Origin of the sequence: Saccharopolyspora sp. NFXS83, assembly GCF_026241095.1 — a bacterium.
Classification (GTDB): domain Bacteria; phylum Actinomycetota; class Actinomycetes; order Mycobacteriales; family Pseudonocardiaceae; genus Saccharopolyspora_C.
This window is the reverse complement of sequence record NZ_JAPFGB010000004.1, coordinates 188924-209952: the sequence shown is the minus strand read 5'-3', so window position 1 is coordinate 209952 and position 21029 is coordinate 188924. Positions and strand designations below refer to the sequence as shown.

General features: G+C 70.8%; 19 protein-coding genes. 12 read left to right on the top strand and 7 right to left on the bottom strand.

The features are described from left to right. Positions 1 to 21: 21 nt before the first annotated feature. Together OOZ19_RS06255 and OOZ19_RS06250 are read left to right on the top strand one after the other, a co-directional pair. Positions 22 to 1062, top strand: a complete 1041-nt coding sequence (locus tag OOZ19_RS06255; protein WP_266089031.1) for an NAD(P)-dependent alcohol dehydrogenase — start codon at positions 22 to 24, stop codon at positions 1060 to 1062. Positions 1063 to 1248: 186 nt separating this feature from the next. Then, positions 1249 to 2046: an ion transporter gene (locus OOZ19_RS06250; protein WP_266089030.1), complete on the top strand. Its 798-nt coding sequence runs from the start codon at positions 1249 to 1251 to the stop codon at positions 2044 to 2046. 231 nt (positions 2047 to 2277) lie between these two features. On the opposite strand, the gene htpG is transcribed toward OOZ19_RS06250, so the two are convergent. Next, positions 2278 to 4173 carry a molecular chaperone HtpG gene (gene htpG, locus OOZ19_RS06245; RefSeq protein ID WP_266089029.1) on the bottom strand — a complete coding sequence of 632 codons (1896 nt, stop codon included), beginning with the start codon at positions 4171 to 4173 and terminating at the stop codon, positions 2278 to 2280. A gap of 217 nt (positions 4174 to 4390) precedes the next feature. On the opposite strand from htpG, the gene OOZ19_RS06240 reads away from it, so the two are divergent. The 3 genes from OOZ19_RS06240 to OOZ19_RS06230 all read left to right on the top strand — a co-directional run bounded on the left by OOZ19_RS06240 (position 4391) and on the right by OOZ19_RS06230 (position 7717). Beyond that, positions 4391 to 5020, top strand: coding sequence for a TetR/AcrR family transcriptional regulator (locus OOZ19_RS06240; protein ID WP_266089028.1), 630 nt, complete (start codon positions 4391 to 4393; stop codon positions 5018 to 5020). 84 nt (positions 5021 to 5104) lie between these two features. Continuing rightward, positions 5105 to 6322 carry a cytochrome P450 gene (locus tag OOZ19_RS06235; RefSeq protein WP_266089027.1) on the top strand — a complete coding sequence of 406 codons (1218 nt, stop codon included), beginning with the start codon at positions 5105 to 5107 and terminating at the stop codon, positions 6320 to 6322. 174 nt (positions 6323 to 6496) lie between these two features. Continuing rightward, complete coding sequence (locus tag OOZ19_RS06230; protein ID WP_266089026.1) at positions 6497 to 7717, top strand: cytochrome P450; 1221 nt, start codon at positions 6497 to 6499, stop codon at positions 7715 to 7717. Between the two features lie 126 nt (positions 7718 to 7843). On the opposite strand, the gene OOZ19_RS06225 is transcribed toward OOZ19_RS06230, so the two are convergent. Genes OOZ19_RS06225 through OOZ19_RS06215 form a run of 3 tightly spaced genes read right to left on the bottom strand, consistent with a single transcriptional unit; the run spans position 7844 to position 8719 of the window. After that, on the bottom strand, positions 7844 to 8257 hold the full coding sequence (locus OOZ19_RS06225; protein WP_266089025.1) for a hypothetical protein: 414 nt from the start codon (positions 8255 to 8257) through the stop codon (positions 7844 to 7846). Continuing rightward, the gene (locus OOZ19_RS06220; protein ID WP_266089024.1) at positions 8254 to 8466 is read right to left on the bottom strand and encodes a hypothetical protein; all 213 of its coding nucleotides are present in this window, start codon (positions 8464 to 8466) and stop codon (positions 8254 to 8256) included. The genes OOZ19_RS06225 and OOZ19_RS06220 overlap by 4 nt, the downstream gene beginning before the upstream one ends. A gap of 10 nt (positions 8467 to 8476) precedes the next feature. Continuing rightward, entirely contained in the window at positions 8477 to 8719 is a 243-nt protein-coding gene (locus tag OOZ19_RS06215) for a hypothetical protein (RefSeq protein WP_266089023.1), read from the bottom strand. 378 nt (positions 8720 to 9097) lie between these two features. On the opposite strand from OOZ19_RS06215, the gene OOZ19_RS06210 reads away from it, so the two are divergent. Together OOZ19_RS06210 and OOZ19_RS06205 are read left to right on the top strand one after the other, a co-directional pair. After that, positions 9098 to 9961, top strand: a complete 864-nt coding sequence (locus OOZ19_RS06210) for a helix-turn-helix domain-containing protein (RefSeq protein WP_266089022.1) — start codon at positions 9098 to 9100, stop codon at positions 9959 to 9961. Then, positions 9961 to 10155 carry a DUF397 domain-containing protein gene (locus OOZ19_RS06205; RefSeq protein ID WP_266089154.1) on the top strand — a complete coding sequence of 65 codons (195 nt, stop codon included), beginning with the start codon at positions 9961 to 9963 and terminating at the stop codon, positions 10153 to 10155. The genes OOZ19_RS06210 and OOZ19_RS06205 overlap by 1 nt, the downstream gene beginning before the upstream one ends. A gap of 60 nt (positions 10156 to 10215) precedes the next feature. Here the strand turns inward: OOZ19_RS06205 and OOZ19_RS06200 are convergent, their stop codons facing one another. Then, positions 10216 to 11685, bottom strand: a complete 1470-nt coding sequence (locus OOZ19_RS06200; protein WP_266089021.1) for a sulfatase family protein — start codon at positions 11683 to 11685, stop codon at positions 10216 to 10218. A 43-nt stretch (positions 11686 to 11728) separates the two neighbouring features. Next, positions 11729 to 12958: an ROK family transcriptional regulator gene (locus OOZ19_RS06195; protein WP_266089020.1), complete on the bottom strand. Its 1230-nt coding sequence runs from the start codon at positions 12956 to 12958 to the stop codon at positions 11729 to 11731. A 173-nt stretch (positions 12959 to 13131) separates the two neighbouring features. Here OOZ19_RS06195 and OOZ19_RS06190 point away from each other — a divergent pair, with 173 nt between their 5' ends. From OOZ19_RS06190 to OOZ19_RS06180, 3 genes are all read left to right on the top strand, one after another. Further along, positions 13132 to 14484 carry a sugar porter family MFS transporter gene (locus OOZ19_RS06190; protein WP_266089019.1) on the top strand — a complete coding sequence of 451 codons (1353 nt, stop codon included), beginning with the start codon at positions 13132 to 13134 and terminating at the stop codon, positions 14482 to 14484. A 348-nt stretch (positions 14485 to 14832) separates the two neighbouring features. Next, the gene (locus OOZ19_RS06185) at positions 14833 to 15552 is read left to right on the top strand and encodes an ABC transporter ATP-binding protein (protein WP_266089018.1); all 720 of its coding nucleotides are present in this window, start codon (positions 14833 to 14835) and stop codon (positions 15550 to 15552) included. Then, positions 15549 to 17753 (top strand): FtsX-like permease family protein, encoded by a 2205-nt coding sequence (locus tag OOZ19_RS06180; RefSeq protein ID WP_266089017.1) that lies wholly within the window; start codon positions 15549 to 15551, stop codon positions 17751 to 17753. Before OOZ19_RS06185 ends, OOZ19_RS06180 begins: the two co-directional genes overlap by 4 nt. A 146-nt stretch (positions 17754 to 17899) precedes the next feature. Here OOZ19_RS06180 and OOZ19_RS06175 read toward each other — a convergent pair whose 3' ends face one another. Continuing rightward, the gene (locus OOZ19_RS06175) at positions 17900 to 18889 is read right to left on the bottom strand and encodes a helix-turn-helix domain-containing protein (protein WP_266089016.1); all 990 of its coding nucleotides are present in this window, start codon (positions 18887 to 18889) and stop codon (positions 17900 to 17902) included. Between the two features lie 52 nt (positions 18890 to 18941). On the opposite strand from OOZ19_RS06175, the gene OOZ19_RS06170 reads away from it, so the two are divergent. Beyond that, positions 18942 to 19340 (top strand): cupin domain-containing protein, encoded by a 399-nt coding sequence (locus OOZ19_RS06170; RefSeq protein ID WP_266089015.1) that lies wholly within the window; start codon positions 18942 to 18944, stop codon positions 19338 to 19340. 451 nt (positions 19341 to 19791) lie between these two features. Next, positions 19792 to 20670, top strand: a complete 879-nt coding sequence (locus OOZ19_RS06165) for a metal-dependent hydrolase (protein WP_266089014.1) — start codon at positions 19792 to 19794, stop codon at positions 20668 to 20670. Positions 20671 to 21029: the final 359 nt, after the last annotated feature.

The window sequence follows — 21029 nt, the reverse complement described above, 5'->3', positions numbered from 1 at the left end:
CGTCAGAGCAAGGAGGACGCCATGACCACGACAGCAGCATTGGCCGCGCCGAAGGCCGGAGCTCCGCTGGAACGCACCACGATCGAACGCCGGTCGTTGCGCCCGGACGACGTGCTGATCGACATCGCCTACGCGGGCATCTGCCACAGCGACCTGCACCAGGCCGCGGAGGAGTGGGGCACGGCGATCTTCCCGATGGTGCCGGGTCACGAGATCGCGGGCACCGTCGCCGCGGTCGGCTCCGAGGTCACCCGCTACCAGGTCGGCGACCGCGTGGGCGTCGGCTGCATGGTCGACTCCTGCGGCGAGTGCGGGCCGTGCCGGGCGGGCACCGAGCAGTTCTGCGAGCGCGGCAACGTGCAGACCTACAACGGCGTCGGCTTCGACGGCGAGAACACCTACGGCGGCTACAGCCAGCAGGTCGTCGTCAAGGACGCCTTCGTCTGCCGCATCCCGGACGGGATCGGCCTCGACGTCGCCGCTCCGCTGCTGTGCGCGGGCATCACGACGTTCTCGCCGCTGAACCAGTGGCACGCGGGCCCCGGCAAGAAAGTCGCCGTGGTCGGCCTCGGCGGTCTCGGGCACATGGCGGTGAAGATCGCCGTCGCGATGGGCGCGGAGGTGACCGTGCTCAGCCAGAGCCTCAAGAAGCAGGAGGACGGGCTGCGCCTGGGAGCCACCGACTACTACGCGACCTCCGACGAGTCGACGTTCGAGACGCTCAAGGGCCGCTTCGACCTGATCATCAACACCGTGTCGGCGCAGCTGCCGGTGGACGCCTACCTCGGCACCCTCGCCGCGGGCGGCGCCATGGTCAACGTGGGAGCCCCGTCGGAACCGTTGTCCTACAACGCGTTCTCGCTGATCGCGGGCAACAAGTCGCTGGCCGGTTCGATGATCGGCGGCATCCCGGAGACCCAGCGGATGCTGGACTTCTGCGCCGAGCACGGCATCGGCGCCGAGGTCGAGGTGATCTCCGCGTCCCAGGTCAACGAGGCCTACGAGCGGGTGCGGGCCAGCGACGTCCGCTACCGCTTCGTGATCGACACCGCGACGCTGTGATGCTGCAGCGGCTCCGCCGCTGACAGGACGACGATCTGAAGGACCCGCGTTCTCCGGGCGCGGCCGGGCGGACACGCTCGGCCGCGCCCGCGTCACATCGCGTCATCCCCGCTCATCGCGAACCGGCCGGCGGCCGATAAGTTGATCTCCGTGTCGGGGGAGGAGTCGCGGAGCGGGAGCAGTGCCATGAGCGTGCGGGAGCGCGTCCGGAACGTCGTCGAAGCGCCCGCGTTCCAGTCGTTCATCGTCGGCGTGATCGTGCTCAACGCGATCACCCTCGGCTGCGAGACGGTGCCCGCGCTGATGGCCCGGCACGGGACGCTGCTGCACGCCGTGGACCGGTTGGCTCTGCTGGTCTTCGTGACCGAGCTGGCCGCCCGGCTCTACGTGCACCGGGAGCGGTTCTTCCGCGACCCGTGGAACGTCTTCGACACCGTGATCATCGGAGTCGCGCTGGCGCCCGCCTCCGGGGAGTTCGGGGTGCTGCGGGCGCTGCGCATCCTGCGGGCGCTGCGGTTGATCTCGGTGGTGCCGAGCATGCGCCGGGTCGTGTCGGCGCTGCTGTCGGCGCTGCCGGGCATGGCCTCGATCGCCGCGCTGCTGGCCCTGATCCTCTACGTCGCCGCCGTGCTGGCGACCACTCTGTTCAGCGCCACGTCCCCGGAGTACTTCGGGGACCTCGGCGACTCGCTGTTCACGCTGTTCCAGGTGATGACCGGCGAGGCCTGGTCGGAAGTGGCCCGCGAGGTGATGGCCGAGCAGCCCCTCGCGTGGATCTTCTTCGTCGCCTACATCGCGGTGACGACCTTCACGGTGCTCAACCTGTTCATCGCGGTCGCGGTGAGCGCGATGGAGTCCCAGGTCGGTCGCGAACGCCTGCGCGAGCAGGACCCGGACACCGTCGGCGAGCTGCTAGCAGAGGTCCGCGAACTCCGCGCCGAACTGCACGAACTCCGCGCCGCTCGAACCACGACCCCAGGCTGAACCGACGCCAGAGCGCACCGCGCCCCGCCCCCGAACTCAGCCTTGTCCTGTCAGCGGCGAAGCCGCTGAGCAGTGACCACCAAAGCAAAAAGACCACCGGCGGGTTCTCAGCTGCTTCCTCGCGAGGACAGCTTTTTCCCTCGTGGCGGAGCCACTCGGGAAAAAGATCCCGCAGCGAGGAAGCAGCTGAGGTTCCGCTACCCGCCCTCTACGCAGGCCAACGGCCACCGGTCACAAAGTCTTCGCCAGCCGGTTCGCCAGCAGCGAGGTGAACTGCGCCGGGTCGCGCAGTTCGCCGCCCTCGGCCAGCAGTGCCATGCCGTAGACGAGCTGCGCGGTCTCGGTGAGGTCCTCGCCTTCCCCGTTCTCGTCGAAGGAACTGCGCAGACCGCTCACCAAGGGGTGCGTGGGGTTGATCTCCAGGATCCGCTTCACGCGCGGCACCTGCTGGCCCATCGCCCGGTACATCTTCTCCAGCGTCGGAGTCATGTCGTGGTTGTCGCCGACGATGCAGGCGGGGGAGCTGCTCAGCCGCGACGACAGCCGCACTTCCTTCACGTCGTCGGACAGCGCGGTGCTCATCCAGGTCAGGACCCCGGCGAAGTCCTCCTTCTGCTGGGCGTCCTGCTCGGAGTCCTCGTCGAGGTCGACCTCGCCCTTGGTGATGGACTGGAACTTCTTGCCCTCGAACTCCGGCACCGACTCGACCCACATCTCGTCGATCGGGTCGCTCAGCAGCAGGACCTCCAGGCCCTTGTCCCGGAACGCCTCGATGTGCGGGGAGTTCTCGATCTTGCTGCGGGAGTTGCCGGTGATGTAGTAGATCGCGTCCTGGCCCTCCTGCATGCGCTCGATGTACTGGCGCAGCGTGGTCTTCTCGCTCTCGTCGCGCGTCGACTCGAACGAGGAGATGTCCAGGATGAGCTCGCTGTTGTCGGGGTCGCCGACGATGCCTTCCTTGACGGCCTGCCCGAAGTTCTCCCAGAACGTCGCGTAGCGCTCGGCGTCGTTGGACTGCACCTCCTGCACCGTGGTGAGGATCTTCTTCACGAGGCGGCGGCGCACCATCTGGATGCGGCGGTCCTGCTGCAGGATCTCGCGGGAGACGTTGAGCGACAGGTCCTGCGCGTCCACGACGCCCTTGATGAACCGCAGGTACTCCGGCATCAGCTCTTCGCAGTCGTCCATGATGAACACGCGCTTGACGTAGAGCTGGGCGCCGCGCTTCTGGTCCCGCGAGAACAGGTCGAACGGCGCGGTGGCGGGGATGAACAGCAGCGCCTGGTACTCGAAGGTGCCTTCGGCCCGCAGGTGGATGGTCTCCAGCGGGTCGTTCCAGTCGTGCGCGACGTGCTTGTAGAACTCGTTGTACTCGGCCTGTTCGACCTCGCCCTTCGGGCGGGCCCACAGCGCCTTCATCGAGTTGATCGTGTCGAGTTCGCGGGTGGATTCGCCGTCGTCGCCGGGCTTGTCCACCTCCATCCGGATCGGCCACGCGATGAAGTCGGAGTGCTTCTTGACGATCTGTGTGAGGGTCCGGGTGTCGGCGTAGTCGAGCAGCCGGTCCTCCTGGTCCTCCGCCTTGAGGTGCAGCGTGACCGCGGTGCCCTGCGGGGCGTCCTCGACCGCTTCGATCGTGTAGGTGCCCTCGCCGCTGGACTCCCAGCGGGTCGCGGTGTCCTCGCCGGCCTTGCGGGTCAGCAAGGTGACCTTGTCGGCGACCATGAAGCTGGAGTAGAAGCCGAGCCCGAACTGGCCGATCAACTCCTGCGCGGCGGCGCCGTCGGAGGTGTCCTTGAGCTCCTGGAGCAGCTCCGCGGTGCCCGACTTGGCGATGGTGCCGATCAGGTCGCGGACCTCGTCCTTGGACATGCCGATGCCGTTGTCCCGGATCGTCAGCGTCCGCTGCTCCTGATCGGGTTCGATCAGGATGTGCAGGTCGTCGGTGTCGACCTGCAGGTCCTTGTCCTGGTAGGAGGCCAGCCGCAACTTGTCGATGGCGTCCGAGGCGTTGGAGATGAGCTCCCGCAGGAACGTGTCCTTGTTCGAGTAGATGGCGTGCACCATCAACTGGAGCAGTTTCTGCGCCTCAGCCTGGAATTCGGCTGTTTCCACCTGCGTGCTCATTGAGTTCCTTCCTGGCCGCACACCACGTCCGGCCGTCGAAAACCGGGGTGTTGTTCGTCCGGCCGGATCGGCCGGGTCACTGGCCGTGAGGTTACTTGGTCGCTCACCGCTTCGTGCACGTGTTCGCCCTAGTCCGGGTGGTCCCGGAGCGGTTCCGGCGGCGCGGCGCCTCGCCCCGGTCGGCCCGATCGTCGCGCGGGTCCGGCATGCTGGGGCGATGTCCGATTCGGAGAACCGGTCGAAGCGTGCGCTGCGGTCCGACGCCCAGCGCAACCACTTGCGCATCCTGGCCGCCGCGCGGGCGGAGCTCGCCGAGCACGGTCCGGTGATCCGGCTGGAGGACGTCGCGCGCCGCGCGGAGGTGGGCTCGGCCACCCTGTACCGCAGGTTCGCGGGCAGGCAGGAGCTCGTGCACGCGGTGTTCGACCAGTACTTCACCGAGGAGATCGAGCCGCTGCTGCACGAGGCCGCGGCCGATCCGGACGCCTGGCGGGGGTTGACCCGCGGCTTGTCCGGGAGCTTGGCGACGGTGGTGGAGAACGAGTCGCTGCTGCTGGCCGTGCGGGAATCGGGCGTGGACATGGCGGATGTGGTGCCGCGCTTCCTCGGCCCGATGGGCGAGGTGCTGCGCCGCGCGCAGCGCGACGGGGCGGTGCGGGCGGACTTGGTCGAACGCGATCTCACGGCGTTCGTGGTGATGGTGCTGGCGGCGGCGGGCAGCGGCGCCGCGAAGCGCGCCACCGGAGAGCCGGAGGGGTGGCGGCGCTACCTCGCGCTGCTGCTCGACGGCAGCCGCGCGGGCGCGGGCGAGGGCTTGCCGTGCGCCCCGGTGGAAGGCGGTTGCTGAAGCAGCTGAGAGAACTCTAAGTGAGAGTCGACTCTCGATTATGTAGTGTCGAACGGGTTCCCCCGCCGACTTCAGGGAGTGCCCATGTCCTCAGCGACGGACAGCTCGGCCGACGCGCCCACCGCACCGGAACTCCCGTTGCACATGCGCCGCAACGGTTTCGACCCGGTGCCCGACCTCGCCGCGGTGCGGGAGGGCAGCGGGCTCGCGCGGGTCCGGACCCCGTTCGGCGCGGACGCGTGGCTGGTGACCCGGCACGCCGACGTCCGCGCCCTGCTCGGTGACGCGCAGAGCTTCAGCAACGTCTGGAAGCGGCCCGACCAGGGCCTCTCCGAGCAGGAGGCGGCGGAACGCAACCGCGGCAACCTGCTCGCCTACGACCCGCCGGAGCACACCCGGTTGCGCCGGATGCTCACTCCGGAGTTCACGGTGCGGCGGATGCGGCGGTTGCAGCCGCGGATCGAGGAGATCGTCGAGGACCACTTGGACGCGATGGAGCGTGCGGGTTCGCCGCGCGATCTGGTCGCGGACTTCGCGCTTCCGGTGCCGTCGCTGGTGATCTGCGAACTGCTCGGGGTTCCCTACGAGGACCGGGCGGAGTTCCAGGAGCGCACCGGCAAAGCCCTCGACATCTCGCTGTCCGAGGAGGAGCGGCTGCGCGTCAACGTCGAGCAGCGCGCTTACATGCGCGAGCTCGTGGAGCGGGCGCAGGCGGATCCGGGCGAGGACATGCTGGGCATGTTGGTGCGCGAGCACGGCCACGACCTGGAAACGCCCGACCTCACGGGCATCGCGAGCCTGCTGCTGGTCGCCGGGCACGAGACGACCTCCAACATGCTCGGCCTGGGCACGCTCGCGCTGCTGCGCCACCCGGATCAGCTGGCGCTGGTGCGGGATGAGCCGGAGCGCGTCGCTCCGGCGGTGGAGGAGCTGATGCGCTGGCTGAGCATCGTGCACTCCGGAGCCCCGAGGGTGACCACCACCGACGTGGAGATCGCGGGGCAGGTCGTGCCGGCGAACTCCGTCGTGGTGTTCGCGCTGCCCGCCGCCAACCGGGATCCCGAGCTGGTGAACGATCCGGAGACCCTCGACATCACCCGAAAGCCGGGCAACCACATCGGTTTCGGGCACGGCGTGCACCACTGCGTCGGTGCTCCGCTGGCGAGGATGGAGATGTGCACGGCGTTCCCCGCGCTGCTGCGCCGCTTCCCGAATCTGCGCGCGGTCACGCCCGACGAGGAGATCGAGTTCCGCTCCTACCACTTCGTCTACGGCCTCAAGCGGCTCGACGTGGCCTGGTAGCCGACCGAGGCGACTGGCCCGTTCGCCCCGTGCGGGCGGGCGAACGGGTCATTCCCCTCCCGCTTCCGGGTAAGACCACCCGCCGGTCGATCACGGACGGTGGTAATCCGGTGACCGAGCGTGGATCACGGCTGTAGGGTCGAACGGGTTCCCCTCGACAGACCAGGAGAGTCCATGTCCTCAGCGACGGACAGCGCAACCGCCGACGCGTCTCCCGCCCCGGAACTCCCGTTGCACATGCGCCGCAACGGTTTCGACCCGGTGCCCGACCTCGCCGCGGTGCGCGCGAGCACCGGCATCACGCGGTTCACGACCCCGTTCGGCGCGGACGCGTGGTTGGTGACCCGGCACGCCGACGTGCGGTCGCTGCTGGGCGACGCGCAGCGCTTCAGCACCGCCGCCTACCGCCCGGACTTCGGTCTCCCGCCGGAGAAGGCCGCGGAGCTCAACCGCGGCAACCTGCTCAACTGCGACCCGCCGGAGCACACCCGGTTGCGCCGGATGCTCACTCCGGAGTTCACGGTGCGGCGGATGCGGCGGTTGCAGCCGCGGATCGAGGAGATCGTCGGGGACCACTTGGACGCGATGGAGCGTGCGGGTTCGCCGCGCGATCTGGTCGCCGATTTCGCGCTTCCGATCCCGTCGCTGGTGATCTGCGAGCTACTCGGCGTGCCCTATGAGGATCGGGCGGAGTTCCAGGTGCGCACCGGCAAGGCGCTCGACACGTCGCTTCCCGGCGAGGAGCGGGCGCGGAACAACGTCGAGCAGCGGACGTACATGCGCGAGCTCGTGGAACGCGCGCAGGCGGATCCGGGTGAGGATCTGCTGGGCATGCTGGTGCGCGAGCACGGTGATGCCGTGGAGGCAGCGGACCTCACGGGGATCGCGAGCCTGCTGCTGGTCGCCGGGCACGAGACGACCGCGAGCATGCTCGGGCTCGGCACGCTCGCGTTGCTGCGGCACCCGGATCAGCTGGCGCTGGTGCGGGATGAGCCGGAGCGCATCGGCCCGGCGGTGGAGGAGCTGATGCGCTGGCTGAGCATCGTGCACTCCGGGACCCCGCGGATGACCACGGCCGAGGTCGAGATCGCGGGACAGGTCGTGCCCGCGGGTTCGACCGTGGTGTTCGCGCTGCCGGGGGCCAACCGCGACGACGAGCTGGTGGACGACCCGGACGCGCTCGACGTCACCCGAAAGCCGGGCAACCACGTCGGTTTCGGGCACGGCGTGCACCACTGCGTCGGTGCTCCGCTGGCGAGGATGGAGATGTGCACGGCGTTCCCCGCGCTGCTGCGCCGCTTCCCGAATCTGCGCGCGGTCACGCCCGACGACGAGATCGAGTTCCGCGCCTTCCACTTCGTTTACAGCCTCAAGAAGCTCGAAGTCGCCTGGTAGCCGGGCGTTTCGGGGTGTCCGGCCGGTGCTCGCCGCGAGTCGGGGCGATGAGCGGGCACCGGCCGGACGTGCGGCCCGCCGCCGCTCGGGGGAGGGGCGGGACGGCAGGCCGCGATCAGGGGCGGATCAAGCGGCTCGCGCGGTCGAGGAGTGCTCGACGCGCAGTGCGATCCACAGCGGATGGAGTTCGGCGCGGACTCCGGGTGCGTCCGGGTCGGTGTCCGGCCACGTGATCGGCGGATCGGGATCCGGCGGCGCCGTGGCGCGGTACGACCGGCGTTCGGCCATCACCACGAGCGCGTCCTCCAACGCCGGGAACCGGACGTAGCTCGGTCGCGTGCTGGTGGCGGCCACGCACGCCTGGCATACCTCGCGGGTGTCGAGCGGCGGCGGCCGGTCGAAGACCCGCGACATCCGCCCGCTCACCGGATGCCCGCACGTCGCGACGATCACCGCCCCACACGCGGCCTTGCCGCTGAGGTGCCAGGTCGAGCACCACTCCGAAGTGATCCAGGCGGGTTCGTCGCTCCGTGCGGTCATGAGCCGACCGCTTCCACTTCGCGGCGGACCCCGTCGATCGCCGCGCCGAGCTGCCGGTGCAGTTCCTCGGCCTGCGCGAGGTCGAGGATCGCATGAGCTTCTTCGGGAACCCGGAGGCTGATCCCGCGCCGGATCCGCCCGAGGTGCACGGCGCGGTCCCGGAACGCGATGTCCCGGCACGGGACGGTGATCGTGCGGTGAGCGGGCATCGAGCCCCCTTCAAGTCGGGCCTTCGGACGGAAGGCGGAACGGGGTGAGCGGGTGGCGGGCCGCGTAGATCCGGGTGCAGCCCTCGCAGTAGGAGTCCCGTGGCGGCCGGGCGCGGCGAGCTCCTCGTGGGACGGTGATCACGGCGCCGCACAGGGCTTCTGCGACGCGTGCGTCGCCCCATTCCTCGGGCGCGTCGGTGGTGGCGTGGATCGTGTGCGATCCGTCGGGGAGCACGAACCGCACGCGGGTCACGGCCACCACTCCCGCCGCGCATCCGCGCGAGCACCGGGCAGCCACCACAGCAGGAACACCGGCCCGAACACGAGCGCCCACGCCAACAGGCCGAGCAGGATTCCGATGGTCATCCACACCACGTTCCAATCGTCGATGCGCCAAGTGCACCAAGTGCGCCATGATCTTGAATTGCCCGGTTTGGGGCCTGCTCGCGTCGAACGTCTGGAGACGCTCGACCGAGTGGAAAAACCTTTATGGAAGCCAGTTTCGCTAGTCGGAGAAATCGATAAGCGAATCAACTTGGTGCGGCAACGTTAGCGCCAGCTGCGCCAAGGTGGCGATGACTCCTTCGGGTGATGTCTCACCAGTGGAGCTGCGACGATCTAGGCTTGGTGCATGAGCCGCAACAGGACCGGATCACCGCGCAACCGCGCACTGGGCGCCGAGCTGCGCGAAATACGCGAGCGCGCCGGGGTGACGGTGCGGGAACTGGCGCACCGAATCGGCGGCCACCACTCGAAATTCACGCGCAACGAACAGGCGACTCGGTCACCATCACCCGAAGAGGTGGCGTCGATCATGACCGCGCTCGGCACCTCGGAGGCCGAGCGCGATCGCCTCGTCGAGATGGCGCGGGAACACGACGGCGGTGGCAACTGGCTGAAGTCAGGTTCGGCGGGCTCGCTTGGCATTAACCACGAGCTGACCGACCTGATGGAGTTCGAACGCACCGCGACATCGATCACTGACGTCTCGCCGATCCTGATCCCAGGACTTCTCCAGACCTCCGACTACGCCCGCGCAGTCATGAGCGGGATGCCCTCGCACGAAGTGGACGCACGCGTAGCGATGCGTGTCGGTCGCCGCGACATACTGATGAGGCGGAACGGGTCACCTGAGTTCCACGCGTTCATCGAGGAGTCGGCGCTGTGGAAGAAGCTCGGCGGCGATGAGGTCATGGCCGATCAGCTCCGCCACGTGGCGGCGATGTCCGAGCAGCCCAATGTGACGGTTCAGGTAGTCCCCGCGGACCTGACGTCGTGGAACGCGGCGCTCGGCGGCTCGTTCATCTACTTCGAGTTCCCGAAGGCCGGGCCGATCGTTCACCTCGAACACGTCAGTTCGTCCGCTTTCCTCGCGGAGCCTGAAGACATAGCCGCGTACCAACTGGCTGTCGATAGCGTCTCGCGGGTGGCGATGACCGTCGACCAGTCATCGAAGGTCATCGCCCGGCAAATCACCGAATTGGAAGGGGCATGATGAGCACCGAGCCTCGCGGCTGGCGCAAGTCCAGCAGGTCGGCCCAGCAGACCAGTTGCGTCGAGGTCGGACGGGTCGCCGATGGCGCCGCTGTCCGTGACACCAAGGATCGCGCGGCGGGCTATTTCACGGCGACGACCGGGCAGTGGTCGGCGTTCGTCGGTGCGGTGAAGTCCGGCCGGTTCGACGGCTGACTCACTCCGCGGACGAGCCCCGGCGGTGCGAGTCCGCCGGGGCTTCGCCGCTCCGGCTCGTCAGAACGAGCTGAGCGTCGGGTCGTGGTCCGCCTCGCCGACGGGGTACATGCTGGTCATCCAGTGGTAGAAGTTGTCCCCCCGGTCGCGCAGCAGCGCGTAGAGGCGGCGCAGCATCGCGTTGCGGACCTCGCGGACCTCCGGGTGCTCGTAGCGGTTGTGCAGCTCGTCGGGGTCCAGCTCCAGGTCGTAGAGCTCGTTGTGCGACTCGGGGTTGATCACCAGCTTGTAGCGGGCGTCGCGCAGCATTCGCTGCGGGTACGGGAAGTGGTGGCCGTGGTACTCGGCGACCAGGTCCGGCGCCCACTCGGGGTGCTCGCCGCGCACCAGCGGCAGCAGGCTCCGGCTGTCCACGGCGGGCGCGGGGTCCTCGCCGGCGAGCTCCAGGATGGTGGCGGTGAAATCGGTGAGGCTGACGAACTCCTCGCGCACCTGCGGGGCCTCGCCGGGCACCGACACGATGCCGGGGATGCGGTAGATGTCGTCGTACATCGCCGGGCCCTTGTCGTGCAGCCGGTGCGCGCCGGTGAACTCGCCGTGGTCGGCGGTGAACATGATCGAGGTGCTGTCGCTGAGCCCGAGCTCGTCGAGCGCGCGGCGCAACCGGCCGACCTGCTCGTCGATGAGGGTGACGTAACCCCGGTAGACGGCGATGAGCTTGCGGCTGTCCTCCGGCGACATGGTGTCGAACGCCCAGTGCGCGCTGTAGTTGCGCTGCACCGGCGGCTTGCCCTCGAAGGTCTCCTGGACCGAGCGGGGCAGTTCGATCTCCGCCGGGTCGTACATGTCGTAGTGGGAATCCGGCAGCAGGTACGGCAGGTGCGGCCCGAAGTAGTGCGTAGCCAAGAAGAACGGTGCGTCCGAAGTGGACTCGTCGGCGGCGAAGCGGCGCAGCATCTCGATGGTGCGGGTGGTCAGGTAGTGCTCGAACGTCGCCTCCACCGGCTGGTCGAGCCGCGCGGCGAGCAGGTTGCCCGGGTTCCCGTTCGGCGCGGTGCCGCGCACCTCGTCCCGGATCGAGTACGGCGGAAGACCGCGTTCTTCCAGATATGCCCGGTAATCCGGGTGGTCGACGGGGTTGTGCCAGCCCGGCAGGTCCGGCCCCTGGAAGCCGTAGTCGGCCGCGTTGCGCCGCACCCCGCCGTGCCACTTGCCGAGCAGGCCCAGGTTGTAGCCGCGCTCGGCGAGCCGCTCCGCGAAGGTGAACTGGTCGGGCGCCAAGTCCTCCAGGTAGCCCACGTTGCGCTCGTAGTTCGCCAGCAGTTTGTGCCGGAACGGTGCGTAGCCGGTGAGCAGGCTCGCGCGGGCGGGCGTGCAGATCGCGGTGGGGGTGAAGCAGTTGTCGAACCGGGTGCCGCCCGCGGCGAGCGCGTCCAGGTTCGGGGTGCGCACGGCGGTCGGGTCGCCGTAGCAGCCGATCGTGTCGATCCGGTGCTGGTCGGTCATCAGGAAGAGCATGTTGCGCGGCACGGGGAACTCCTCGGCGGGAAGCGTCGGGCGGGGTCGGATCGGGTCAGCCGCCGGATTCGGCGTCCGGCGCGGCGGCCTGCTCGGAGTGCTGCTCGGAGTGCTGCGGCAGCGGATAGCGGGCCAGCAGGGGAGATTCGTGCAGCGCGAGCGCCAGCCCGCCCAGCGCGCCGCCCCACGGCGCGGTGCCCGCGGTGCCGAACTCGACGCCGCCGCGCAGCGACCGCATCGCGCGCCGGGCGAACGATTCGCGCAGCGGGCGCAGGAACGGTTCGCCCAGCTCGGCGAGTTCGCCGCCGAGCACCACCCGGCCCGCGTTCACCGCCGTGCACATCGCCGCCAGCGCCGTCCCGGCGTGCTCCCCGGCCGCGCGGACCGCCTCGGATTCGGCGCCGCCGTGCTCCACGGCGTCCCGCAGGACCGTCCAGCGCCGATGCCCGGTCGCGCGCAGCACCGCGGGCACCGAGGCGTAGCGCTCCAGGCAGCCGCGCCCGCCGCACCAGCACTCCGGGCCGGTGTCGTCGACGCACAAGTGCCCGAGCTCGGCGGCGACTCCGCCGGTGCCGCGGATCAGCTGCCCGCCGATGATCAGGCCGCCGCCGGTGCCGTGCGAGAAGTGCGCGTAGAGCAGGTCGGAGGCCCCGGCGGCGGCGCCCCAGGTCGCCTCGGCGAGCGCGGTGAGCCGGGTGTTGTTGTCCACGCCCACCGGAACCCCGAACGCGCGGGCCAGCCGGTCGGCGATCAGCTCCCGCCCGCGCAGCCCGTCCGGCGCGTCCAGCCCGGCGGCGGGCGCGAGCACCAGCTCACCGGGCCCAGTGGAGCCGACGCCGATCCCGGCGAGCGTTCCCAGCGTGATCCCGTTGCGGTCGGCGGCCTCCCGCACGGCGCGCTCCGCCAGCGCCAGCCGGTCCGCGGCGGCGCGCGCCGAGCCGTAGGACAGGTCGTCGCGGACCTGCACGCGGTGCGCGGCGTCGGCCAGCACCAGCCGGATCCGGTTGCGCCCCAGCTCAAGACCGAGGTAGTGGCCCGCGGCGGGATTGAGCGCCAGGCCACCGGTGGGGCGGCCCCGGCGGTTCGACGGCGGGAGTTCGGTCTCCACGACCACTCCGCGGCGGATCAGGTCGCCGAGGATCGCCGAGAGCGTCGTGCGGGACAGCCCGCTGCGCTCGGCGATCGCGGCGCGGCTCAACTCGCCGTGCCTGCGCAGGCAGCCGAGCACGCGCTCGGCGTTGCTCTGGCGCAACCGGTGCAACGCGGTCGGGGCGGGGTCGGTCATGGCCGCAGCGTAACCCGCCGATCGTCCGTTTACGAACGGGCTTCGTCAAAAATCGGTCCACATTCTGACCGAGTGTTGACGTAAAACAGGGCCGGTGCCACTCTCCATCGCACTGATCACGGTCGCTCCGCGCGGAACGCCGTGCTGCCACCACCGGAAGTGGAGAGCTCCACATGTCCGAGTCCCGATCGACGAGTTCGTCCGCCACGGCGCGGTCCGTGTTCTTCTTCGGTTCCTTCGGCGGCATCCTCGCCGGGTACGACCAGGGCATCGCGGCGGGTTCGCTGCTGTTCATCGGCCCGGCGCTGCAGCTGACGCCGTGGACGAAGGGCCTGGTGGTGAGCTCGCTGATGTTCGGCGCCATCATCGGCAGCCTGGTGGCGGGCGCGCTGGCGGAGCGGTGGGGGCGGCGGCCGATCCTGCAGCTGGCCGCGGCGGTGTTCGGGCTCTCGGCGATCGGGATGGCGGTCGCGCCGGGAGTCGCGACGTTGGTCGCCGCGCGGGTGCTCGGCGGTCTCGCCGTCGGCATCGCCTCGGTGGTGGTGCCGACCTACCTCTCGGAGCTGGCGCCCACCCGCAACCGCGGCGGCATCGCCACGCTGAACCAGCTCATGATCGCGGTCGGCATCTTCGCCGCCTACCTGACGAGCCTGCTGCTGTCGCCGTGGGGCGCGTGGCGCTGGATGCTCGGCATCGCGCTGATCCCGTCGTTGCTCCTGCTCCTCGGCGTGTCCCGCTCGCCGGAGACACCGCGCTGGCTCGTCGCCCACGGCAGGCCCGACGAGGCGCGGCGCGTGCTCGGCACGCAGGTCGGCGAGCAGGAAGCCGACGGGGTGCTCGCCGACATCCAGCGCACGAAGGAAGCCGAGCCGGCCGGTGACCGCGCGCGGTGGAGCGAACTGCTCACGCCCGCGCTGCGCCGCCCGCTGCTGATCGCGGTGGGGCTAGCCGTGCTCCAGCAGTTCATCGGCATCAACACGATCGTCTACTACGCGCCGACCATCCTGCGGGCGGCTGGTTTCGGCGACAGCGCCGCGCTGCTCAACAGCGTGGGCCTCGGCGCGCTGTCCATCGTCACCACCCTCGTCACGGCGCGGGTCGTGGACGGGGTCGGGCGGCGGCGCCTGCTGCTGATCGGCGGCACCGCGATGCTGCTGAGCATGTCGGTGCTCGCGGTGCTGTTCGGCGGCGACCTGCTCGGCGGCCTCGGCGGCGCGACCGGCGCGGTGATCTGCCTGGCGGTGTTCAAGGTCGCGTTCTCGCTGAGCTGGGGCCCGCTGATGTGGGTGCTGCTGCCTGAGCAGTTCCCGCTGCGGGTGCGGACGATGGGCGTCGGCGTCGGCTCGTTCGTGAACTGGACGGCGAACCTGCTGGTGTCCCAGTTCTTCCCGGTGCTGCTGGTGTTCGGGGCTGGTGCGGTGTTCGGCATCTTCGCCGGTTTCGCCGCGCTGGCACTGGTGTTCACCGCGCTGTGCGTGCGGGAGACCTCCCGCCGCAGCCTCGAAGACCTCGAACTGGCGGGGTAGCACCCTCGCCGGGAATCAGCGGCGGTGCGCGTCGAACCGGTGCGGAGGAACGGGTTCCCTCGCGGACGATCTCCCCGGAACGGGTTCGGCGACGCCGAGCCGAGTCCTCTTCCGGGGACGCCGCCCCGGCTCGGGGCGCTCCGGCAGCTGGCCGGAAACCCAGACGCAACGGCATACCTGAACGCTCTACCTGGCCTGATGGTCCAAGAGCTCCGGCCTAACAGCCGACCCCGGGCGGCCTGTCGGATGAGGCGCGCTCTCCTCGTGCGCTGCGAACGTTGCTCCCGATCGACTTCCGCACCAGCGGTTGCGCCGAACGGCGCGCATCGGGACCGAGGAGAACAACACATGCAGCAGGGGCACATGCCGGGGAGCCGGACGGTGCTGGCGGGCCACGGCCTGGCGAAGCAGTACGGCGAGCACTGGGCGTTGGGCGGCGCCGACATCGAGGTACAGGCCGGTGAGGTGCTGGCGATCGTGGGCCCGTCCGGCTCCGGCAAGACCACCATGCTGCACGTGCTCGCCGGGATCCTGCGCCCGGACCGCGGGGAGGTCGTCTTCGGCGGGCGCCGCGTCGACCAGCTCTCCGAGACCAAGCGCAGCGAGCTGCGGCGGCACGAATTCGGTTTCGTGTTCCAACAGGGCATGCTCGTCGGCGAGCTGACCGCCGAGGAGAACGTGGCCCTGCCGCTGCTGCTCGGCGGCACCGACCGGCGCACGGCCACCGGCACCGCCCGCGAGTGGCTGGCGGGGCTGGGGCTCAGCGGCATGGAGCAACGACTGCCCGGCCAGCTCTCCGGCGGCCAGGCGCAGCGAGTGGCGATCGCGCGGGCGATGGCGCACGAGCCGAAGGTGATCTTCGCGGACGAACCGACCGGCGCACTGGACACCCGCACCGGTGAAGCGACGATGAGCGCGCTGGCGGGCAGCGCGAGCCGTTCCGGTGCCGCGGTCGTCGTGGTCACCCACGACCGCGAGCTGGCCGCCCGGTGCAGCCGGGTGGTGGAGATCCGCGACGGCCTCATCGCGAACGACGCACCCGCGCGCGGCGGGGCGGTGGCCGGATGAACCCCCTGCAGCTGGCCGTGCGGGTGCTGCGGCACGACTCCCGCACCCGCACCTCGGCGATCCTGACCGCCGCGGGCGTGATGGTGGCGACCGCGCTGGTCCTGATCCTCACCGCGTTGCCGAACGCCGCGCAGGCGCGCACCGAACGCTCCTCCTGGCAGCACGGGCACCAGGGCGTCTCCGACGCGGGTGGGGTGGAGCTGGCCTCCCAGGACTACGTGCAGGGTGAACTGATCACCCGGCTGGACGTCTCCGGCACCCCGGGCGGCGGGAAAGCCCCGAAGTACCCGGCGCCCGGCGAGGTGCTGCTGTCCCCGGCACTCGCGCAGAAGGTGGCCGACCTTCCGGACGACGCACTGGCCGACCGCTTCCCCGAGCGCATCGCGGGCACGATCGACCCGCAGCAGCTGCGCTACCCGGAACAGCTCGTCGCCGTCGTCGGGCACCCGGAAGGCGTCCTGGACCAGGCCGCCGAGATCGCGAGCCCCTACTCGCTGGTGACGATCAAGGCGGACTCCGAGGACCTGCTGCTGCAACCGATGGCGTGGTTCGGCTTGTTCATCCTCGCGGCTCCCAGCCTCGTCCTGGTCGCATCGGCCTCGCGACTGACCGCGGCACGCCGGGAACACAGGATGGCGTCGTTGCGGATGGCGGGTGCGACTCCGTCCCAAGTGGTCTCGACGGTGGCCGCGGAGACCGGGCTCGCCGCGGCGGCCGGAACCGTGGCGGGGCTGCTGCTGACCTGGCCGCTGCGGTATCTCGTCGCCCTGGTCCCCTGGGGCAGCGGCACCTGGCTCGTCAGCGACATCACCCCGTCGATCTGGGCGGTCCTGGGCGTGGCGATCGGCGTTCCCGCCCTGGTGGTGGCCTCGTCCGTGCTGGGCGCCGGCCGGGTCGTGCGCGCGCCGCTGAGCGCGGCCACCCAACAGCAGCGCGGCAGGCCCAAGGCGTGGCGGCTGCTGATCATCGCGGTGGTCGCCGGGTTCTTCTTGCTCGGCATGATCAAGTACGACGAGGGGGCGGGTTTCCTGGTGCTCGTCGTCCCGATCGTCGGAGTGGTGTGGTCGTTCTCGCTGGTCGGGCCCTGGATCACCGCCACCATCGGCCGCCTGTTCACCCGGGTGTGGCGCCGCCCCTCGGTGCTGCTGGCGGGCAGGCGGCTGGTCAGCGACCCGAAGAGCGCCTACCGGTCGTCCTCCGGCATGGTGCTCGCGGTGTTCATCGGGGCGCTGGCGCTGACGGCGTTGCCCGCCATGACCGCCGGGCCCGATTCGATGGGCAGCTCGAACAAGCAGGGCGTGATCCTCGCCGACGTCTCCAGCAGTCAAGCACCGGAGCTGCGCCAACGTCTCGCCGACGAACTGGCGCGGCTGGGCGTGCGGGCCACCGCCGCCAGCTACGAGAAGGTCAGCGTTGAGGGCCCCGGCGGCGAGTTCGCCACCGGGCTGCTCATCGACTGCCGCGCGGCTCGCGAGGTGACCCCGTACCAGCCCTCGTGCGAGGGTCCGCCCCGCATCCACGTGCCGAGCGACATGCCGACGTCGGAACTCGCCGTCACCCCGGCCGTAGCCGTCAAGAACCCGCTCGCCACGCCGGTGCCGCCCGGAACCCCGGTCGCCGCCGAGCCGAACCTGGACGCGGCGATCATCGACCCGGGTGCCGTGCCCGCGCTGGCGGGCTCGCAGCAGGCAACGTTGACCGTGCTGCCGCCCACCGAAGCCGACCGGGCCACGGTGCGCACCGCCATGGCGCGAGTGGTTCCCGGCGCGGACATCGAGTCGATCGAGTCGCGCAGCGTCGCCAGCGAGGTCATGACCGGTGACCTGCACCGGATCACGGTGATCGGATTGTCGATCGCGTCGGTGCTCGCGGCGGGCAGCGCGGCGATCACGGCCGCGGGGGCGGTCATCGATCGGCGCCGCACGCTGGGGGCGCTGATCGCGGCCGGAACGCAGAGCCGGGTGCTGGTCCGCGCCCTGCACGTCGAGGCGGCGCTACCGGCGCTGGTCGCGGCGGGCATGGCGACCGCGGCAGGTGCCGGTGTCGGCCTCGGGTTGCTCAACGCTCTGCAGCAGAGCACCACGCTGACACCGTCGATCCTGGCGCCGATCGTGCTCGGCCTGCTGGTGGCGGCGCTGGCGGCGACGGCGAGCGGGCTGATGCTGCGCAAGATCACCGCGGAGCCGCTCGCCGACGAGTAGCGGGGCACGGCGGCGGGCGCACAGTGCGCCCGCCGCCGCGTTGCTGCTAGTCCTCCGGCAGGACGCGGAAAACGGGGGTGACTGCTCGGCGATCCCCTTGACGCTGAACGAACTTCCCGACCGGTAGGCGCTCTGGTCGATCAGCGTCATCCCCGCGTCGGCACCGGCTCCGCAGGAGGCGCCCCGAACCGGCGGCGATAGGCCGACGGGGTGAGGCCGGTGTGCTCGCGGAAGCGGGCGCGGAGGTTGGCCGAGGTGCCGAACCCGCTGCACGCGGCCACGCGGTCCAAGCCGAGCTCGCCGCGTTCGATGAGGCGGCGGGCCAGCGCGATCCGTTCGGTGGTGAGCCAGGCCAGCGGTGTCGTGCCGAGCTCCGCGCGGAACCGCCGGTGCAGCGTCGCCTGGCTGGTCGCGAGCCGCGCCGCCAGGTCCGCCACGGTCAGCGGCCGGTCCAGGCACGACCGGGCCCAGTCCAGCGCGGGCGCCAGCGACGTGTCCGGGACGTCCGGCACCGGCCGTTCCACGAACTGGCGCTGGCCGCCGTCGCGGTGGCCGGTGAACACGAGCCGCCTGCTCACGGCGTTGGCGATCTCGGCGCCGTGGTCGCGGTTGATCAGGTGCAGTCCGAGGTCCAGCGCCGCCGCGCTGCCCGCCGCGGTGAGCACCTCGCCGTCGTCGACGTAGAGCACGTCCGGTTCCAGGCGCACCGAGGGGAATCGCCGCGCGAACTCCTCGGCCCAGCGCCAGTGCGTCGTGGCGCGCCGCCCGTCCAGCACGCCCGCTTCGGCGAGGGTGAAGGCTCCGGTGCAGAAGCTCACCAGGCGAGCTCCGCGCTTCGCCGCGCGCTCGACGGCGGCCAGCGCTTCGGGCGAGGCGGGCACTTCCGGATCGGGCCGGTTGGGCACGATCAGCGTGTCCGCCGCGTCCGCGACCTCCGGCCCGGCGACGTCGGAGAGCGTGAACATGCCCAGGTGCATCCGCACCCGGGGTCGCGCCGCGCAGATCGCGAAGTCGTACCAGGGGCGGTCCAGTTCGGGGCGGCGCAGGCCGAACAGCTCGGTGGCCACGCCCATCTCGAACGGGTTCGAGCCTTCGTCGACCAGCACCACGACCCGGTGCGAGGATTCTTGCGGCATGTGCAATTCCTAGCACTCGTGGTGGCTCGCGGCCCGGCCGAGGATGGCGGCCATGACCACGACCCCGATCGACCTCAAGGCCGCGCTGGACGGATTCGACGCCGTGTGGAGCCCGCGGATCATCGCCTACCTCAACGACTACGACATCCGGCTGGCCCGGTTCCACGGCGAGCACGTGTGGCACGTGCACCTGGAGACCGACGAGTTCTTCCTGGTGCTGGACGGAGAAATCGACATCGCGCTGCGCGAGCAGGAGGGGGAGCGAACGGTGACGCTGCCGCGCGGTTCGGTGTTCGTGGTGCCGCGCGGCACGTTCCACAAGCCCTCGTCGACCGGCGGCGCGGGGGTGCTGCTGGTGGAGCCGACGGGAACGCTGTCGGTCGGCGACGACCACGACGAGGTCCCCGAGCACGTGGACGTCACCACCGGGCACCCGGTGCGCGCGGAGTGAGAAACCCTTTCGAACGTGTAGGTGTCCGGGTGGCGGAACCTCAGCGGCTACCTCGCTGCGGGGTCGATTTCTCATGCGGCCGTGCGCAGCGAAATCGCTGTCCTCGCGAGGAAACCGCTGAGAACCCGCCGGTGGCCGGTCGCTCGGGGTGGTCACTGCTCAGCGGCTCCGCCCCTGGCAGGGCAACGATTGAGGGGAGGACTCGCAAACCGTCCCGCGCGGCGGGCGCCGTCCCCCGTTCGCCGCTGTGCGAGGGAAAGCCCTTCGCCGCCGTGCGTCGTTGCGGGTGAATTCGCCCGCTGCCGTCCCGCCCCGTCTCAAGATCATGTTCAATGTCCGTTGGGCCGCAACGGAAAACCGGCGGCCCTGGTTTCCGGCGCTACGCCGTTCGGCCGAGCGTCGCGTTCGTCCGCACGGCCGCAGCGCTGTGGCGGAAGGAGCGGACAGGACCATGGAAGCGGGCGGCCACGCGTGCACCGGAGCGTTGGCGGGAGCGGTGTCGAGCAGCACGGTCGGTGCGCTCACCGGCGCGGACCTCGGGGTGGCGGGAACGGCGGTGGGGGCGCTGCTGGGCGCGGGCGCCGCGCTGCTGCCCGACCTCGACGCCGACGGCGCGACGGCCTACCGCAGCGGCGGCCGGGTCACCGCGCTCGTCGGGGAGTGCTTCCAGTTCCTGGCCCGCACCACCTACGGCAGGACCCGGTTGCCGCACGACCCGAGGGGCGACGGCGAACACCGCGGCCTGGTGCACACGCCGATCTTCGCGGCGTCGTTGGGACTGCTCGTCGGGCTCGGCGCGCTGCTGACGCCGTGGGTGACGGGCATCGCGATGGTCATGGTGCTGGCGCCTGGGATCAGCGCCCTGTCCCGCTCCGGCCCGCGCTGGGTCCGCCGCAGGCTGTGCACCGATCAGGACCCGGTGGCGCTGCTGGCCGCGGGCGCGATCACGTGGTCGCTCGCGGTGGCGGGGGCGATGGCCGAGCTGGGCTGGTTCGCCGGGCTGTCGATCACCATGGGCATGGTGGTGCACTCGGTGGGGGACTCGGCCACGCGCAGCGGCATCTGCTGGACCTTCCCGATCCGCCGCCGCTGCGCCAAGTGCAGCCGCAAGGCCGGCGCCCGCTGCTCCGGCGCCCGCTGGCGACGCGGCCACGTGCTGCCGAAGTCGATGCGCTGGAGCGTCGGTTCCCGAGGCGGCAAGCGCATCGAGCGCGCCATCGAACTCGTCTGCCTGGTGCTGGTCGCGGCACTGCTGGTGCCGGACCTCGCCGAGTTCGCCCGGACGTTGACCTGGTCCGGGCACGGCGACAGTCCCGGCTCGCGCCCGTGAGCACGACGCCGGGGCCCTCGCCGACGGCGGACCCCCCGAGATCCGCCGTCGGACGTCGCACAGCCAAGAACCGCACGGCAGCCGCAGCCGTGCGGCCGTCGCGCTTCGGCTGGCGGATTCAGCGCCGATCGGATTCAGCGCGCTGGCGGCCGTCCCCAGGCCCGGTCGCGCAGCACCAGCACCGCGGCGGCGATGCGCCGGCACCGACGAGGACCAGGGGCAGCGTGGCGAAGCCTTGCTCGGCTCGCCAGGTCGCGAGGATCGCCGCGGACCAGGTGAGCGGACCCATCCGGGTGCGCCTGCGGTGATTCGGACGCACGCTCCGGGGGCCGAGCGGTCAGCGGTTCGATGCGTGGAAG